Raw genomic sequence first — 16614 nt, 5'->3', positions numbered from 1 at the left:
AGCCATCTCCGGAAGCTAGGTTTCCCCTCTCCCGACCCCCTTCGGGGGCCACCCTCCCCCGCAGAGGGGGGAGGGTTTTTTGCGTTGAGGATGTCGGATGACGGAAGAAGCCCGGTTGATCGAAGCCGGCACGCCGGCCTTTCGCCGGGCGACCCTGGCGCTGTTCGCCGCCGGCTTCTCCACCTTCGCCGTGCTCTACGGCGTGCAGCCCCTCCTCCCCGTCTTCGCCGACAACTTTTCCGTCTCGCCCGCCGAGAGCAGCCTCGCTCTGTCGCTGCCCTGCGCGACGCTCGCCATCGCGCTCCTCGTCGTCAGCCCGCTCTCGGAAGTCTTCGGCCGCAAGCCGGTGATGACGGCCTCGCTGTTCGCCTCGGCGCTGCTGACCATCGCCGCGGTGCTGATGCCCGACTGGCACGGCTTCCTCGCCTTACGCGCGCTCACGGGCCTCGCGGCCAGCGGCCTGCCCGCGGTGGCGATGGCCTACTTGAGTGAAGAGATGGATGCCCGCGCCATCGGCCTGTCGATGGGGCTGCTGATCGGCGGCAACGCGCTCGGCGGCATGGTCGGGCGGCTGCTGGCGGGCGTCATCGCCGACCACGCCTCCTGGCGCTGGGGCCTCGGCACCATCGGCGTGCTGGCGCTGCTCGCCGCCTTCGCCTTCCAGTTCGGCCTGCCGGCCTCGCAGCGATTCCAGGCGCACCGGATGCGCTGGCGCGAGGTGCCCGGCACCTTCACCCATCACTTTTCCGATGCCGGCCTGCCGTGGCTGTTTCTGGCGCCGTTCCTGCTGATGGGCGGGTTCGTCTGCGTCTACAACTACATCGGCTTCCGCCTGCTCGATCCGCCCTACTCGCTGAGCCAGACGGCGATCGGCCTGATCTTCGTGGTCTATCTGGCCGGCACCGCGAGTTCGGCGCTCACCGGCCACGTCGCGAGCGTGCTCGGGCGGCGCAAGGTGCTGTGGCTCGCGATCCTGCTGGGGCTCGTCGGCATCGCGCTGACCATGGCCGAGAACCTGATCCTCATCATCCTCGGCATCGTCGTCGTCACGGTGAGCTTCTTCGGATCGCATTCGGTGGCATCGAGCTGGGTCGGGCGGCGCGCGACGCGCGACCGGGCCCAGGCCTCGGCGATCTATCTCTGCATGTATTATCTCGGCTCATCGCTGCTCGGCACCGCCGGGGGCTGGTTCTTCCTGCATTACGGCTGGGCCGGCGTGGCCGGTTTTTTTGCGAGTCTCTACGTCGCCGCCCTGCTGGTCGCCCTTCGCTTGACCCGCCTGCCGCCGCTGCCGCTGAGTTGAGGCCGCCATGAGCGCATCGGAGAGCCACGAATCCCAGGTCGATCGCCAGTTCGGGGCGCGCGCCGCCGACTACGTCGCCAGCGCCGTCCACGCATCGGGCGCCGACCTCGACGCGCTCGCCGCCCTCTGCCGCGACGTGCCCCACGCCCGCGTGCTCGATCTCGGCTGCGGCGGCGGCCACGTGTCTTACGCGGTCGCTCCGCATGTCCGCGCGGTCACCGCCCTCGACCTGTCGCAGGCGATGCTCGACGCGGTTGCAGCGGAAGCCGCCCGGCGCGGCCTGACCAACCTCGACACGCGCCGCGCCGCGGTCGAGGCCCTCCCCTTCCCGGATGCCGACTTCGACCGGGTGCTCACCCGCTACAGCGCCCACCACTGGGCCGACGTGCCGGCGGCGCTGCGCGAGGCCCACCGCGTGCTCAAGCCCGGCGGCCGCCTCGGCCTCGTCGACGTCATCCACCCCGGCCCCCCGCTGCTCGACACCCATCTCCAGGCCTGGGAGCTGCTGCGCGACCCCTCCCATGTCCGTGACTACGGCGAGGCGGAGTGGCGCGCGATGCTGGCTGAGGCCGGCTTCGTGCCGGGGGCGGTGCAGCGCTGGCGGGTGCGGATGGAGTTCGCGAGTTGGATCGCGCGGATGGGGACGCCGGCGGCGAATGCCGCGGTGATTCGGGCTTTGCAAGAGGGGGCGCCGGAGGCGGTAGGGGCTTATTTTGGTATAGAGGGCGATGGAAGTTTTTGGGTGGATATAATGATGGTTGAGGCTGTGATCATTTTTTAAACATTTATCAATATCGTTTGCTGCGCGAATACGAGTTTAATTTTTGAAGATGCTATGGGTGGCTGACATAAGTACAATTTAATTGAATATTTTACTTGTCCTATAATACGGATCCATGACTATGCCTCAAAAATTTGCATTTTTCTGTTTCGACGGCGTATGAATTTTGTGCAACACACATTTTACGAAAAAGATATAAGATGAGAACATTGCTGTTGGGGGGGAAGCATGAAAATCATATTGATTAGCGCTGTTTGCGCTGCATTTATATCGACTGCAACGCATGCGCAACCAGCCTCCCAAGCTGTTGGCTTCTATGTGCTGGGCGTTCTACCGAATGGAAACTCGTCAAACACTGTGGTAGTCGATGGAAAATCAGCAACCTATACGGGCAGTTTTGGAAATCCGATTACTATTGAACAACTTACTGACTGCACATTTAGAATGTATGGCATCGATTTTTTTAAGGACGTGCGTAAGCCAATTGATGTATCAATAGATTTCTCTGATTTTGCAAATCTTTTTTATCCACTCGAACCTCAGAGATACGGAGACCGAATCGCTCACATGCTTCCAGCTGCAAACATAAAAGTTTGTTCTAAGCTAATTCATGAAGAAAAATATAGCAGAAAATTGCCAAATCCCGGAGAGTGCAGAGACGTTTTGTACACGGAAATACTATTCAATCCGTCTAACGATGGAATAATGCGCAGAAAGAACGCGTTAAAATATGTCAAAGAAAAATTTTGCAGAGGAAGTGCATTCTAAAAATAAAAACCTTTGTAATATACATGGAACCTGTATGAACGCTACGTAAAATATATGAAGAGACAGCGCGCAAGCATATTAAACTATAACTTATATATATAGTCGTTCCGCTGTTCTTTCTCTCCCGATCAACGGCAGCAACCCTGCCAGATCCGGCCCATGCTCCAACCCCGTCAGCGCCAGCCGCAGCGGCATGAACAGCGCCTTGCCCTTGGCCCCGGTGGCGGCCTTCACGGCGTCGGTCCAGGCCTTCCATGTGCCGGGGCCGAAGGGGCCCTCGGGGAGCAGCCGGGCGGCCTGCGCGATGAAGGCGGGGTCGGGGATCACCGGGGTCACCGGGCCGGTCACCACGCGCCACCAATCGGCGGCTTCGCTCACGCGGGCGAGGTTGGCCCGCACCGCGAGCCAGAATTGTTCGGAAACCTCCTCCGGGATTCCGAGGGCCGTCAGGCGCTCGCGGGCCTCCGCGAACGGCATGTCGTGGACGAGGCGGGCGTTGAGGCCGTCGAGTTCGGTCGGGTCGAACCGGGCAGGCGCCCGGGAAAGGTGGGCGAGGTCGGTCAGCGCCGCCAGCTCGTCGAGGGAGGCGACAGGGCGCACGGCCTCGGCCGAGCCGGTCAGCACCGCGAGCGACCGCACGGCCGCGGGCTCGTAGCCGGCCTCGCGGAGTGAGCGCAGCGAGAGATGGCCGAGACGCTTGGAGAGCCCCTCCCCGTCCGCCGTGGTCAGCAGGTTGTGGTGGCCGAAGGCCGGCACGGGTGCTGTCAACGCCTCGAACAGCTGCACCTGCACGCCGGTGTTGGTCACGTGGTCCTCGCCGCGGATCACGTGGGTGACGCCGGTCTCGGCGTCGTCCACCACGGAGGGCAGAGTGTAGAGGTAGCTGCCGTCGGCCCGCACCAGCACGGGGTCGGACAGCGAGGCGCAATCGACGTGGCTCTCGCCGCGCACGAGGTCGGTCCAGGCGACGACCCGATGATCGAGCAGGAAGCGCCAATGCGGGCGCCGTCCCTCGGCTTCCAGCGCGGCGCGGTCGGCGTCCGTTAGGCTGAGCGCGGCGCGGTCGTAGACCGGCGGCTGGCCGCGGCCGAGCTGGCGCTTGCGGCGGCGCTCCAGCTCTTCCTGCGTCTCGTAGCAGGCGTAGAGCCGGCCCGCCGCTTTCAGGCGCTCCGCGGCCGCGTCGTAGAGGGCGGTGCGGTCGCTCTGGCGGAAGAACAGGTCCGGGGAGATGCCGAGCCACGCGAGATCGGTCTCGACGGCCTCTGCGAATTCCTGCGTCGAGCGCTCCCGGTCGGTGTCGTCGAGCCGCAGCAGGAAGCGCCCGCCGTGGCGCCGGGCGAAGAGCGCGTTGAGGAGCGCCGGGCGGGCGTTGCCGATATGCAGGAAGCCCGTCGGCGAGGGGGCGAAGCGGACGAGGGGAGCGGTGGCCATGCCGCCCGTCTACCCATTTTTTTTAGGACTCGCACCCGCTACGCGGCCTGAACGATGCCAGCGGCTCGGCTCGCTCCGGCTAGGCTCCGCGTCATTGCGAGGCGAAGCCGAAGCAATCCAGTGCTCCGCATTGCCCGGAAGAGGCGCGCACGGGGCCGCCTCGTCGGCCAGGGCGCGCCCCTTCTTGAGAAGTCGCGCCCTGGATTGCTTCGGCTCCGCCTCGCAATGACGCTGCGGGTTGTGGAGCCGAGGCAGTCAGCCGGAAACCGGCTCAGTTGCCGTAGGGGTTGTTCGCCAGCCCGGGGACGAAGAGATTCGAAAAATTGTAGCGCAGGCCGATGCGGAACTCGTTGGCGGCCAGGTCCTTCACGCGCGTGCCGTAGCCGTAGGCGTCGAGGCCGCTCTTGGCCCGGCCGAGATCGACGTAGCGGTAGGAGGCGTCCAGGGTGAAGCCGGCGCCGATGTCGTAGGACACGCCCGCCGTGAGCGCCCAGGCGAAGCTGGTGAGGGCATAGTTGGCGCGGGGCACGGCCTCGCGCGGGCCGGTGCCGGGGCGGCCGTCGCAGCCGTCGAGGATGCAGGTGGTCTGGGTGTAGTTGCGCCGGAAACCCTTGTCGGCGAAGCCGATGCCGCCGCCGATATACGGCGTGAAGCCGTACCACGTGCCGAGATCGGCATAGACGTTCACGAGGCCGGTCAACACGTCGATCTTGCCGGCCTCGACGTTGTAGCCGGTAACGAAATTCGAGCGCGAGGAGTAGCCGCGGAAATCCGAGCTGCCGCGCTGGTCGATGGTCGCGTCCACGCGCAGCCACGGGAAGATGCGGTAGCCGATGCCGCCGCCGTAGCCGCCCTCCGGGCTCATCCGGATGCCGACCATCGGCGGCAGGCCGGGATCGGTCGGGTCGGGCCGCACCGCGTCCTTCGGGTGGGCGTACCAGCTCTGCGTGAAGTCGCCGCGCAGGTACCAGCCGCTGCCGATCTCGACCGGCGGGGCCGCGGGCGGCGGGGGCAGCAGGTCCGCGGCCCCGGCGAGGCTCGGCACGGCGCAGGCGAGGACGGTCGCCGCGAGGGTGAGACGGTTCATGGACGCTCTCGGGAATCGGCGGCGCGGGCCGCGGTGCGATTGCCTAAGAGCTTGACCGATAGAGGTTATGATCAACTTAACCTTAACCGGCTGCTGCCGAAAAAGAAGAACGGCGCGGGAGGGCCCGCGCCGTTTGGTCGTTGTGGATGGGTGGTTCGGATCAGTACTTGCGCACCAGCGGGCCGGGCGGGGGCGCGTAATCGACCGGCGGCAGCGGGGCCGGGGCGCCGAGTAGATAGCGCAGGCCGATCTTCACGTCGTGGGAGTCGAGTTCCTTGACGCGGTAGACCGTCTTGATCCCGCAGACCGGGATGCACTCGACCACGCCGGTCTGAGCGGTGCCCATGTTGAGGTAGCGGTAGGCGAGTTCCAGCTTGACGTTGTGCGACAGCGAGTAGGCGACACCCGCATGCGCGGCCCAGGCGAAGTTGGTCTTCTCCTTGGCCGGGCCTTCGCCGTAGCCGCCGTAATAGTTGCCGTAGCCGTGATCGTAGCTCTTGTCGAACATATGATGGGCGACGCCGACGCCCGCGCCGAAGAACGGCGTCATGCCGAAGAAGGTACCGAGTTCGACGTAGCCGTTGACGAGGCCGACCACCGAGTCGAACTTGCCCTTGGTCAGGTTGTAGCCGCCGGTGTTCGGGACGGTGGTGTCCTCGGCGAACAGGTGCCACTTGGTCTGGAAGCGGTATTCGCCGGTGGCGTCGAAGCGGAGCCACGGGTTGAACTGGTAGCCGATACCGGCGCCGGCGAACCACTGGCTGCCGACCTTGTCCTGAATCGCCTTGTAGGCGTAGGGGGTCGGGTGCACCGAGACGTCGACCGCCTCGGTGCGACGCAGCTCGAGGTCACCCCAGCCGCCGTCGCCGCGTAGGTACCAGCCGCCCGCGAAATCGATCGGCTCGGCGAGCGGCGGAAGCGGCGGGGGCGGCGGCGGGGGCAGCAGGTCGGCGGCTTGAGCCAGGCAGGGCACCCCGACGCCCGCGAGGAGCGTGAGAGAGCGCGCCCAGGCGAGGAGCGTGGTGCGGCGGGGCATACGGGTATCCTTCACTCGTCGGGCCGCGCCGGAGACTGTCGGGCCGGCCCGTGGTGCGAGTTGGAGAATGATCCGTGTGGGTTAAGCCGCACTTAACGTAAAAAATTAGCCTTGCCGATCGGTGGATTTTCTCGCCGAGACTGCAAAAGCGCCACGAGGGGGCCGCCCCGGTTTTGCAGGGCGGCCGGCCTCACTCAGGCGGCGGTCTCTTCTTGCGCCTCAGGCGGCGGCCTTGGTGACGGCGTCCACCACCTCGTCCACCACCTCGTTGACGAGGTCGCGGTCGTCGCCCTCGGCCATCACGCGGATCACCGGCTCGGTGCCCGAGGGGCGGATGACGAGGCGGCCCGAGGCGCCGAGGCGGTCCTTGGCCTGGGCGATGGCGGTGACGACGGAATCGGCCCGCAGCGGCTCGCCGGAGCGGAAGCGGACGTTCTTGAGGATCTGCGGCAGCGGCTCGAAGCAGTGGCAGACCTCGCTCACCGGCCGCTCCTGGCGCTTGACGACGCTCAGCAGTTGGAGCGCGGCGACCAGGCCGTCGCCGGTGGTGGCGTAATCCGACATGATGATGTGGCCGGATTGCTCGCCGCCGAGGTTGTAGCCGTGCTCGCGCATGTGCTCCAGCACGTAGCGGTCGCCCACCGCCGTGCGGGCGAGGTTGAGGCCGAGGCCGTTGACGTAGCGCTCCAGGCCGAGATTGGACATGATGGTGGCCACGAGCCCGGCTCTCGTGAGGCGCTCATCCTCCTTCCACGAGCGGGCGACGACGGCCATGAGCTGGTCGCCATCGACCTTCTGGCCCTTCTCGTCGACGATCAGCACCCGGTCGGCGTCGCCGTCCAGCGCGATGCCGACATCGGCGCGCAGCTCCCGCACCTTGTTGACGAGGGCGGCCGGCGCCGTCGAGCCGACATCGTGGTTGATGTTGAATCCGTCCGGCTCGACGCCGATGGAGATCACTTCCGCGCCGAGTTCCCACAGGGTCTCCGGCGCGACGCGGTAGGCGGCGCCGTTGGCGCAATCGACCACGACCCGCAGGCCTTCGAGGGTCACGTGACGCGGCAGGGTGCGCTTGGCGAACTCGATGTAGCGGGCATGCACGCTCTCGATCCGCTTGGCGCGACCGAGATCGCGCGAGCCCGCGAGCTTCTTGCGCAGGTCGCCGTCGAGCAGCGCCTCGATCTCGAGTTCGACCTCGTCGTTGAGCTTGAACCCGTCGGGCCCAAACAGCTTGATGCCGTTGTCCTCGAACGGGTTGTGCGAGGCCGAGATCATCACGCCGAGATCGGCCCGCATCGAGCGGGTCAGCATGGCCACCGCCGGCGTCGGCATCGGCCCGAGCAGCAGCACGTCCATGCCGACCGAGGTGAAGCCCGCGACCAAGGCGGTCTCGATCATGTAACCCGACAGGCGCGTGTCCTTGCCGATAACGACGCGGTGGCGGTGGTCGCCCCGCTGGAACACGGTGCCCGCCGCCTGCCCGACCTTGAGGGCCAGTTCCGGGGTGATGACGCCGTTGGCGCGCCCGCGGACGCCGTCGGTTCCAAAGTACTTGCGCAACGTCGCTTCTCCGCGGTCCGGACGGGTGCCAGCCGGCCGCACCCTAGCAGATCGGAGCCCCGACCGGTCGAACGAGCCGTGGGCGTGGTGAATCGGTTGCTCCGCGACAAAGGCGTTGGAAATGCGGCCGACGTGTCAGATCAGCTTCGGCAGCGCCGAGGCCAGCATCGCCAGCCCTGAAACGGTCAGGAGACCGAGCACCAGCCGGCGGAAGCCGGTCTCGCTGATGCCGGCATAGACGCGGGTGCCGAGAAGCGTCGGGAGCAGCATGGCGACCAGCACGACGGCCAGCGTCGGCAGCATCGACGGTCGGACGACGCCCGAGGCCAGATAGGCCGCCATGATGGCCAGCAGCATCGAGAGATTGAAGTTCTGGATGACGGTGCGCTGTACGTCCCGCTCGTAGCCGCGCAGGGTGCACCAGAGCGTCGGCAGCACCCCGGTGAAGCCGCCGAGCCCTCCGAGCACGCCGCCGGCGAGGCCCACGACCGTATCCGCCGCCCGGCCGCCCGCGGTGATCCGCGGCAGATCTTTCGCGAACAGCATGGCCGGGCACCAGACGACCAGCAGGCCGCCGAGGATCGCCTTGAACCAGTCGATGTCGAGGCGCGGCAGCAGGGCGACGCCGAGCGGTATGCCGACGAGGCCGCCGAGGACGAAGGGTGCGAGCAGCCGGAGATCGAACCCGCGGCGGACGCGGACGGCGGCGACGAGCTGCCCACCGAGCCCGCCGGCCACCGAGAGGAATGCGGCCAGCACCGGATCGATCACCCAGGCCCAGACCGACAGAGCGGTGAGGCCGAACCCGAAGCCGGACAGCCCCTGCACGAACCCCGCAAGGGCAGCGCCGAGCGCGACGATCAGAAGGGTCGAGAGGGGCATGCCGAGGCGTGTCCCGCGCCGACCGGAACGGATCAAGTCATCCGATCAAAAAGAAGGGGCGCCTCGCGGCGCCCCTGTCGGAAAGTGACTTGTCGTTGATCTCAGCCCTGCGGCTGCGGGCTCGGCTCCAGGCCGCCGTCGGTGCCGCGCGGGCGGCCTCGGCCGGTGGAGGGGACCGTGGAGCCGCGGGCCGGGGTCGGCGGGACGTCGCCGGAATCGCGCACCGGGGGCTCGCCCTGGAGCAGCTTGCGGATCTCGTCGCCCGACAGCGTCTCGTATTCGAGCAGCCCCTGCGCCAGCGATTCGAGGTCGTCGGCCTTCTCGCCGAGGATGCGGCGGGCTTCTTCCAGGCCGGCCTCGACCAAGCGGCGGACTTCGGCGTCGATCTTCTGGGCGGTGGCCTCCGAGACCGTCTGCTGACGGCCCATCGACATGCCCAAAAAGACCTCGTCGTTGTTGTCGCCGTAGGCCACGGTGCCGAGTTCCGGCGAGAAGCCCCAGCGGGTTACCATCATCTTGGCGAGCCGCGTCGCCTGCTCGATGTCGGACTGGGCACCCGAGGTCACCTTGTCACGCCCGAAGGTCATCTCCTCGGCGATGCGCCCGCCCATCATGATCGCGAGGCGCGAGGTCATCTGCTCGAACGACATCGACAGCTTGTCGCGCTCGGGCAGCTGCATGACCATGCCGAGCGCCCGGCCGCGGGGGATGATGGTGGCCTTGTGCACCGGGTCGGTGGCCGGGACATTGAGGGCGACGATGGCGTGGCCGCTTTCGTGATAGGCGGTGAGCCGCTTCTCGTCCTCGGTCATGACCAGGGTGCGCCGCTCGGCGCCCATCATCACCTTGTCCTTGGCGTCCTCGAACTCGTGCATCGTGACAATGCGCTTTCCGCGACGCGCGGCGAGCAGGGCCGACTCGTTGACGAGGTTCATCAGGTCGGCGCCGGAGAAGCCGGGGGTGCCGCGGGCGATGGTCTTGAGATCGACGTCGGGCGCCAGCGGCACCTTGCGGACGTGGACGCGCAGGATGCGCTCGCGGCCGGTGACGTCGGGGTTCGGCACCATGATCTGGCGGTCGAAGCGGCCAGGACGCAGCAGGGCCGGGTCGAGCACGTCGGGGCGGTTGGTCGCCGCGATGATGATGACGCCCTCGTTGGCCTCGAAGCCGTCCATCTCGACGAGCAGCTGGTTGAGGGTCTGCTCGCGCTCGTCGTTGCCGCCGCCGAGGCCGGCACCGCGGTGGCGACCCACCGCGTCGATCTCGTCGATGAAGATGATGCAGGGCGCGTTCTTCTTGGCCTGCTCGAACATGTCGCGGACGCGGCTTGCGCCGACGCCGACGAACATCTCGACGAAGTCCGAGCCGGAGATGGTGAAGAACGGCACGTTGGCCTCACCGGCGACCGCGCGGGCGATCAGGGTCTTACCCGTGCCGGGCGGGCCGACGAGCAGCACGCCGCGGGGAATGCGCCCGCCGAGCCGCTGGAACTTCTGGGGGTCGCGCAGGAACTCGACGATCTCCTGCAGATCTTCCTTGGCCTCCTCGACGCCGGCCACGTCCTCGAAGGAGACGCGCCCATGCGCCTCGTTCAGGAGCTTGGCCTTCGACTTGCCGAAGCCCATGGCGCGGCCCGCGCCGGACTGCATCTGGCGGGACAGGAAGATCCAGGCGCCGATGAAGACGAGGATCGGCAGCCAGCTGACCAGCAGCTGGATGAACCAGGGGGTGTTGTCGGAGGGCGGGCGGGCGGTGATCGACACGCCCTTGCTCTGGAGCTTCGAGACGAGGCTCGGATCGTTGGGGATGTAGCTCGTGAAGTTGCCGCCGCCCACGTAGCTGCCGCTCACGTCCTGACCGGCGATCACGACGGACTGGATCTTGCCGGAATCGGCGTCGTTGAGGAGCTGGCTGTAGGCGATCTCGCTGCCGCCCCCGCGGTGACCCGGGTTCTGGAACAGGGTCACCAGCGCGAGCACCAGCAGGAAGATGACGACCCACAGGGCGAAGTTGCGGAAATTCGGGTTCATCTCTCGGTCCTGAGAGGCGTGCGGGCGACTTCCCGCGGCTGCCGGGGCATGCTCCACGCGCTCGGGGCCAATGTAGGCGGCGCTCCTGCCGTTGCCAAGTAAATCGCACGGCCCTGCGGCACGGTCGCCTTACAGAGTTAGCGATGCGGCGCGGCGGCGCGGCGGCGCGGGCGTGATGCGGATGCGGCCCGAGGGGCCGACGCCGACGATCTTTCCGCGCAGGGTCCGGCGCAGGGGCTCCCCACGGGCGAGCGCGGGCAGGATGCCGTCGAGAACCAGGGTTTCGAGGCGGTCCAAGCGCTTGGGCGGGGCCGCGTCGTCGTGGCCGAGCGCGGCGTCGAGCACGCGCAGAACGGTGGCCGCCGGCTCCTGCGCGAGGCGGCGGCCGTCGAGGGTGAGCCCCTCCCCTTCGCCCGCGAGGCGCACGGCCTCGAAAATGGTCGCGGCCTGGGCGGCGAGCGCCGCGTCGTCGCGGGCCATGCGGGCGGCGAGGCGTGCGAGCCGTTCGGTCGAAAGCCCCTCCCCTTCCAGCAGCGGCAGCAGGCGGCGCAGCCGGGCGCGGGCGAAGCGCTCGTCGGCGTTCGACGGGTCGCGCACGAAAGGCAGCGCGTGCGCTTCGCAATAGGCGACGAGGTCGGCCTTCGCGATGTCGAGGAACGGGCGCGCGAGGCGAGGCCCCTCGCCGAGCGGGCGCTCGGCCCGCATGCCGGCGAGCCCGGCCGGGCCGCTGCCGGCGATCAGCCGCATCAGCACGGTCTCGGCCTGATCGTCGCGGGTGTGGGCGGCGAGGATGCGGTTCGCGCCGAGGGTTTGCGCATGACGGGAGAGGAGCCCGTAGCGGGCCTCCCGCGCCTCGGCCTGGATGCGGTTTTGGCGCTGCGGCGTCTCCCAGGTCAGCACGGCGTGCGGCAGCCCGAGCTTTTCCGCGAGGCGGCCGACCTCCGCTGCCTCGTCCGCCGAGCCGGCGCGCAGGCCGTGATCGACGGTGGCGACGAACAGCCCGGCCGGGGCGCCGCGGGTGGCGGCGGCGTGCATCAGCGCGGTCGAATCCGGCCCGCCGGAGACGGCGAGCAGCACCGGCGCGGTCGCCCCGTCGAGGAACGGCGCGAGGGAAAAACTTAAGTCAGCCGGGCTCAAGCCGCGCAGCGGGCGCGCTTCTGCTCCCGCTCGACGCCCTGGCGCACGCTGGCGCCCGCGCCGGGGAACTTGCGCTCGACCTCGGCCAGCGTGGCGCAGGCCTGGGCCTTGGCGCCCAGCGCATGGAGCGAGGCGCCGAGCTTCATCATCGCCTCGGGCGCGACCGGCGAAGCGGCGTAATCGGTCGAGACCTTGAGGAACTGTTCGGCGGCCTCGCGCGAGCGGTTGCGCTGGAGGTAGCTCTCGCCGAGCCAGTAGGTCGCCTTCGGCACCAGCCGGTCGCGGGGATGCGACTGGATGAACTGGCGCAGGCTCATCTCGGCCTGCTCGTATTGCCGCTCGCGGATCAGGCCGTAGGCGGCCTCGAAATCGGCCTGGGCGTCGCCGCTGCCGGTGGCCGCGATGCTGGCCGAACTCGGCGGTTCGGCCGCAGCCACACGCGCTTGCGGCGGGGCGATGTCGACCGGGCCGCCGAGGCCCGGCGGCGGCAGGTCGGTGTCGCCGGGCTCGCCCGCGTCACCCTCTTCCACGCCGGCTCGGCGCAGCGGCGCGTCGGCCTCGGCGATGGCGCCGGTGGGCAGCGGCAGCGAGGGCTGGGTGGTGCCGAACTGCTTCGGCGCGCCCGGCGCGTTCGGGTTTTGGATCGGATCGAAGGCGTCGCCGCGCTTGGCGGGCTTGCCTTCTCCCTTGCCATCGCCCGGATTGACGCCGTAGGGCGTGCCGTTGGACGGCGCCGCGGCGGGCGGGGCCGCGGGCGGGCGCTTGGCGGCAGGCGCCGGCGCGCTGCCCTTGCCCTCCTGCAGGCGGAACTCGACGTCCTCTTGGAACTTGCGCAGCTGCTCCTTGAGCTGGCGGTTCTCGTATTGCAGCGTCTCGATCTGGCCGGAGAGCTGCCGGGAGACGTTCTCCAGGCGGTTCAGGCGCACGATCAGCTCGGAGGCGTCCTGCGCCCGCGCGGGGGCGGCGAAGGCGAGCGCGAGCCCGACGGTGAGGAGTAGGCGGCGGAGCATGGGGGCTGGCACCGATCGTCAGTCTGTTCGCGGCCGTCCTTCGGGTTAGCAGAAGCCCCGGCCGGCCGCAAAACCGGTTCTGCGCCGTCGGATGCTACGAGCCGGCGCCGTTGTCGAGCACGGTGACGGCGCGGCGGTTCTGCGACCAGCACGAGATGTCGTTGCACACCGCCACCGGGCGCTCCTTGCCGTAGGACACCATCCGCATCCGGCCCGCCGCGATGCCGCGGGAGGCGAGGTAGTCCTGCACCGCCTGTCCGCGCCGGGCGCCGAGGGAGAAATTGTACTCGCGGGTGCCGCGCTCGTCGGCATGGCCCTCGATCAGGAAGGTGTAGCGCGGGTAGCGCTGCAGCCACGCGGCCTGCTTGTCGAGGGTGGCGGTGGCGGTGGGCGTCAGGTCGGTCGAGTCGGATTCGAAGAACACCCGGTCTCCGATGTTGACCACGAAATCCTGCGCGCTGCCCGGACGGGCCGCGCCGCCCGCGCCGCCCAGCGCCGAGGCGTCGGCGAGGTCGGAATCCTTGGAGCAGGCGCCGAGCCCGAGGGCCGCGCACAGAGCCAGCGCAAGGGAAAGCCCACGGAAAGGCGCGGGTGTCGGCATCGTCTTGACTCCTCGGCCCGCTCCCGTGCGGGCCGGCTGCGTTCGGTTGCGAACGGTGTAGCGGCGGATGGTTAAGCGTCCTTGACGCAAGGCACGTCGTAGCCGTGGGCGGGACGCCCCCCGGTGCGCCCGCACACCCACGCTTTCACCCGTCAATGCGGCGCCCCGGAGACGCGGGCGCCGTCGCGCGATTTTCGCGGCCGGTGTTGCGAGCGAGCAACAGCGTCAGGCGGCCCGCAGCTGTGCGATGGCCGAGCGGGCCCGCGCGGCGTCGGCGAGCGCGTCGTCGAGCGCCGCCGCGACGTCGTCCTGGCGCAGGCAGGCCTGTTCCAGCCGGGCGCAGGCCTGCGACAGCGACGAGAAGGCGAGCGCCCCGCTCGACGAGACGAGGATGTGGGCGTCGCGGGCGAGCTGGTCGCGGTCCGCGGACGGCGGCTCCAGCCGGGCCGCGATTTCTTGGTCGAGGGCGCCGAGCAGTTCGAGCAGGCGCGGGCGCCCGAACAGGTCTTCGAGATCGGCCATCGTCTCGGCGTCGAAGTCGGTCATGCGACGATCCTGCCTTGCGAATCCTTGACGTGACGCAATCGCCTCAAGGGAACGTTAACCGGACGACGGTGTGATGCGGCCGGACCTCACCGGAACAAGGCCATGGTTTCACGTCCCACCGTCCTCATTGTCGAGGACAATTATCTCTTGCTCGAGATGCTCACGCACTTGTGCGAGCAGGAGGGCATCGCCGTGCTGGCGGCGTCGAGCGGCGAGGCGGCGCTGACCATGCTGCGCGACGGCCGGACCGCCATCGACTGGCTGTTCACCGACATCAACCTGCCCGGCCTGATCGACGGCTGGACGGTGGCGGCGGCCTATCGCGAGCGCCATCCCCGCCGCCCGGTGATCTACGCCTCGACCCAGCCGCAACTGGAGCGCCGCACGGTGCCGGGTAGCCTCTACGTGCGAAAGCCGTTCCAGATCCGGGAGATCCTGGGGCTCGCGCGGATGATGGCGGCGGAGAGTGCGAACCCGGAGGGGATGCGCGCGGCGGGTTGAGTTCTCTCGGAGCCTCCCCGTCATCGCGAGGCGGAACTGACGCGATCCAGGGCGCGACCTTTACGAAGAAGGCGCGACCGCCCCAACTGAACGGCGCCGTTTGCGCCCTTCTCGGACCCTGCGGAGCCCTGGATTGCTTCGGCTCCGCCTCGCAATGACGGCGTGAGGCGGAAGCCGAAGCGGGCAACCCCCTATTTCAGGTGGGCAAAGTACACGTCGCCCGCCGCGCGCTTCAGCTCGGCGCCGGCATCGCGCCCGATCGCGGCGGCGTCCGATGCCGCGCCCTCGCGATGCACGGCCCAGTGCTGCGAGCCGTCCGGCAGGAACAGCAGGCCGTCGAGGCTGATGCGGTCGCCGTCGATTGTCGCGAGTGCGGCGATCGGCGTGCGGCAGGAGCCGTCGAGTTCGGCGAGCAAGCCCCGCTCGGCGTAGAGCGCCGTCGTCGTCGTGGCGCAGGCGACCGGGGCGAGCAGCGCGCGGACCGCGTCGTCGCCCGCGCGGCACTCGATGCCGAGCGCGCCCTGCGCCACCGCGGGCAGCATCTCCTCGACCGAGAGGACGGAGCGGGCGACCTCCTCCATGCCGAGACGCTGAAGGCCCGCGAGCGCCAGCAGCGTCGCGTCGCACTCGCCCGCTTCCAGCTTGCGCATGCGGGTGTTGGCGTTGCCGCGCAGGGGGACGATCCTGAGGTCCGGCCGGTGCATCAGCACCTGCGCCCCGCGCCGCAGCGACGAGGTGCCGACCCGCGATCCGGCGGGCAGGTCGGCGAGCCCGGTGGCCGCGCCCGCGGTGAGGAAGGCGTCGCGCGGGTCGTCCCGCTCCAGGATGCAGGCGATGACGAGCCCGTCCGGCAGCCACGTCTCCACGTCCTTCATAGAATGGACGGCGACGTCGACCTCGTCGGCGAACAGCGCCTGCTCCAGTTCCTTGGTGAACAGGCCCTTGCCGCCGATCTCGGAGAGCGGCCGGTCGAGGATGCGGTCGGCCACCGTCGAGACGACCACGATCTCGGTTTCCAATCCGGGATTGGCCGCGACGATCCGATCACGGACCATTCCGGTCTGCGCCAGCGCCATGGGGCTTCCGCGGGTTCCGATTCGCAAGGGGCGCACGCTCATGCTTCGCCTCGTAGCCGAGACTGGCCCGCCCGTCACGCGGGCGCGTGCGCCTCTCCGCCGTTCTGCGGTCCGCGCAGCCGTCCCATGCCTTCCGCCCTCCGGCAAAGGTTCCCGGCAAAATCTTCGATTCCTCGGGTAGACAGCCGTCCCGGCCGTTGCTAATAGCCCGCCACCGCAGGGGATTGGTGGCCCGGCGGGACGGCCTCTCGAGAGAGACCGAAGGGCGCATAGCTCAGTTGGTAGAGCAGCTGACTCTTAATCAGCGGGTCCTAGGTTCGAACCCTAGTGCGCCCACCAAACCTTTCCAACTCTCTTTCGATATCGCGGCTCTCGACGGATCGTTGATCGAGCGGACGATGATCGACCACAGGGTTGTCTCTTCTCCTTTGCATCCGCGTGTTCGTCTCGGCGCGTGCGGCGTGGTGCTATGACTCCGCTGAATCATGAAGCGAGGGAGCGTGCGTGATGGCAACCCTGTCCTTCGATGAGATCAGACAGATATTCCGGGACGATGCGCTGGACTCGGCGCGCTGGCGCCGGGAAAAGGCGAAGGAATACCCGGACGATTTCCGCAACGTCGAAGCCGCGGAGATGCTCGAAGGGCTCGCTCAAACGGTTTCAGAGATGAGCGAAGACGTGCTGACGGAGCTGGACAAACGCTTCAGCACCGACGAGGACACGGCTATCGCGTTCAACGAGGCTCAATCGGAAGTCTTGCGGAGCATCGGGTTTCGAGCATGGGCCGAAGAAGCCGAGGATGTCGCCCGGCAGATCATCGATTTTGCCAATGGGTGATTTGATCAATCTGCGTCGCATATCAACG

General features: G+C 68.2%; 16 protein-coding genes and 1 tRNA gene. 6 read left to right on the top strand and 11 right to left on the bottom strand.

The features are described 5' to 3' along the window. The first annotated feature begins 97 nt into the window (after nt 1–97). The 3 genes from AAHG03_RS08515 (at nt 98) to AAHG03_RS08505 (ending at nt 2852) form a co-directional block, all read left to right on the top strand. Nucleotides 98–1303, top strand: coding sequence for an MFS transporter (locus tag AAHG03_RS08515; RefSeq protein WP_342150171.1), 1206 nt, complete (start codon nt 98–100; stop codon nt 1301–1303). 7 nt (nt 1304–1310) lie between these two features. Then, nucleotides 1311–2084 (top strand): class I SAM-dependent methyltransferase, encoded by a 774-nt coding sequence (locus tag AAHG03_RS08510; protein ID WP_342150169.1) that lies wholly within the window; start codon nt 1311–1313, stop codon nt 2082–2084. 228 nt (nt 2085–2312) lie between these two features. Continuing rightward, entirely contained in the window at nt 2313–2852 is a 540-nt protein-coding gene (locus tag AAHG03_RS08505) for a hypothetical protein (RefSeq protein WP_342150167.1), read from the top strand. 90 nt (nt 2853–2942) lie between these two features. Here AAHG03_RS08505 and gltX read toward each other — a convergent pair whose 3' ends face one another. The 10 genes from gltX to AAHG03_RS08455 form a co-directional block, all read right to left on the bottom strand. Beyond that, nucleotides 2943–4283 (bottom strand): glutamate--tRNA ligase, encoded by a 1341-nt coding sequence (gltX, locus tag AAHG03_RS08500; RefSeq protein WP_342150165.1) that lies wholly within the window; start codon nt 4281–4283, stop codon nt 2943–2945. A 271-nt stretch (nt 4284–4554) separates the two neighbouring features. Beyond that, on the bottom strand, nt 4555–5370 hold the full coding sequence (locus AAHG03_RS08495) for an outer membrane protein (RefSeq protein ID WP_342150163.1): 816 nt from the start codon (nt 5368–5370) through the stop codon (nt 4555–4557). A gap of 160 nt (nt 5371–5530) precedes the next feature. After that, nucleotides 5531–6406, bottom strand: a complete 876-nt coding sequence (locus tag AAHG03_RS08490; protein WP_342150162.1) for an outer membrane protein — start codon at nt 6404–6406, stop codon at nt 5531–5533. Between the two features lie 219 nt (nt 6407–6625). Then, a complete protein-coding gene (gene glmM, locus AAHG03_RS08485; protein ID WP_342150160.1) occupies nt 6626–7966 on the bottom strand; it encodes a phosphoglucosamine mutase in 1341 nt (446 codons plus the stop codon). Nucleotides 7967–8101: 135 nt separating this feature from the next. Then, nucleotides 8102–8848 (bottom strand): sulfite exporter TauE/SafE family protein, encoded by a 747-nt coding sequence (locus AAHG03_RS08480; protein ID WP_342150158.1) that lies wholly within the window; start codon nt 8846–8848, stop codon nt 8102–8104. 101 nt (nt 8849–8949) lie between these two features. After that, nucleotides 8950–10878 carry an ATP-dependent zinc metalloprotease FtsH gene (gene ftsH / locus AAHG03_RS08475; RefSeq protein WP_342150156.1) on the bottom strand — a complete coding sequence of 643 codons (1929 nt, stop codon included), beginning with the start codon at nt 10876–10878 and terminating at the stop codon, nt 8950–8952. Nucleotides 10879–11007: 129 nt separating this feature from the next. Continuing rightward, entirely contained in the window at nt 11008–12024 is a 1017-nt protein-coding gene (gene tilS, locus AAHG03_RS08470; RefSeq protein ID WP_412759731.1) for a tRNA lysidine(34) synthetase TilS, read from the bottom strand. Then, on the bottom strand, nt 12012–13025 hold the full coding sequence (gene ybgF / locus AAHG03_RS08465) for a tol-pal system protein YbgF (RefSeq protein WP_342150152.1): 1014 nt from the start codon (nt 13023–13025) through the stop codon (nt 12012–12014). Before ybgF ends, tilS begins: the two co-directional genes overlap by 13 nt. A gap of 94 nt (nt 13026–13119) precedes the next feature. Then, on the bottom strand, nt 13120–13626 hold the full coding sequence (gene pal / locus AAHG03_RS08460; RefSeq protein ID WP_342150150.1) for a peptidoglycan-associated lipoprotein Pal: 507 nt from the start codon (nt 13624–13626) through the stop codon (nt 13120–13122). Nucleotides 13627–13851: 225 nt separating this feature from the next. Further along, nucleotides 13852–14172: an Hpt domain-containing protein gene (locus AAHG03_RS08455; RefSeq protein ID WP_342150148.1), complete on the bottom strand. Its 321-nt coding sequence runs from the start codon at nt 14170–14172 to the stop codon at nt 13852–13854. Between the two features lie 102 nt (nt 14173–14274). On the opposite strand from AAHG03_RS08455, the gene AAHG03_RS08450 reads away from it, so the two are divergent. After that, nucleotides 14275–14673 carry a response regulator gene (locus AAHG03_RS08450; protein WP_342150146.1) on the top strand — a complete coding sequence of 133 codons (399 nt, stop codon included), beginning with the start codon at nt 14275–14277 and terminating at the stop codon, nt 14671–14673. A gap of 191 nt (nt 14674–14864) precedes the next feature. Here AAHG03_RS08450 and hemC read toward each other — a convergent pair whose 3' ends face one another. Beyond that, nucleotides 14865–15791 (bottom strand): hydroxymethylbilane synthase, encoded by a 927-nt coding sequence (gene hemC, locus AAHG03_RS08445; RefSeq protein ID WP_342150144.1) that lies wholly within the window; start codon nt 15789–15791, stop codon nt 14865–14867. Between the two features lie 221 nt (nt 15792–16012). Here hemC and AAHG03_RS08440 point away from each other — a divergent pair. Both AAHG03_RS08440 and AAHG03_RS08435 read left to right on the top strand, forming a co-directional pair. Beyond that, nucleotides 16013–16088 (top strand) — tRNA-Lys (locus tag AAHG03_RS08440). Between the two features lie 168 nt (nt 16089–16256). Further along, nucleotides 16257–16586 (top strand): hypothetical protein, encoded by a 330-nt coding sequence (locus tag AAHG03_RS08435; RefSeq protein ID WP_342150142.1) that lies wholly within the window; start codon nt 16257–16259, stop codon nt 16584–16586. Nucleotides 16587–16614: the final 28 nt, after the last annotated feature.

It is taken from the genome of Methylorubrum subtropicum (genome assembly GCF_038442325.1).
In the GTDB taxonomy this organism is placed as follows: Bacteria; Pseudomonadota; Alphaproteobacteria; order Rhizobiales; family Beijerinckiaceae; genus Methylobacterium; species Methylobacterium subtropicum.
The sequence above is the reverse complement of the archived record's forward strand: the minus strand, read 5'-3'. Positions and strand labels throughout refer to the sequence as shown.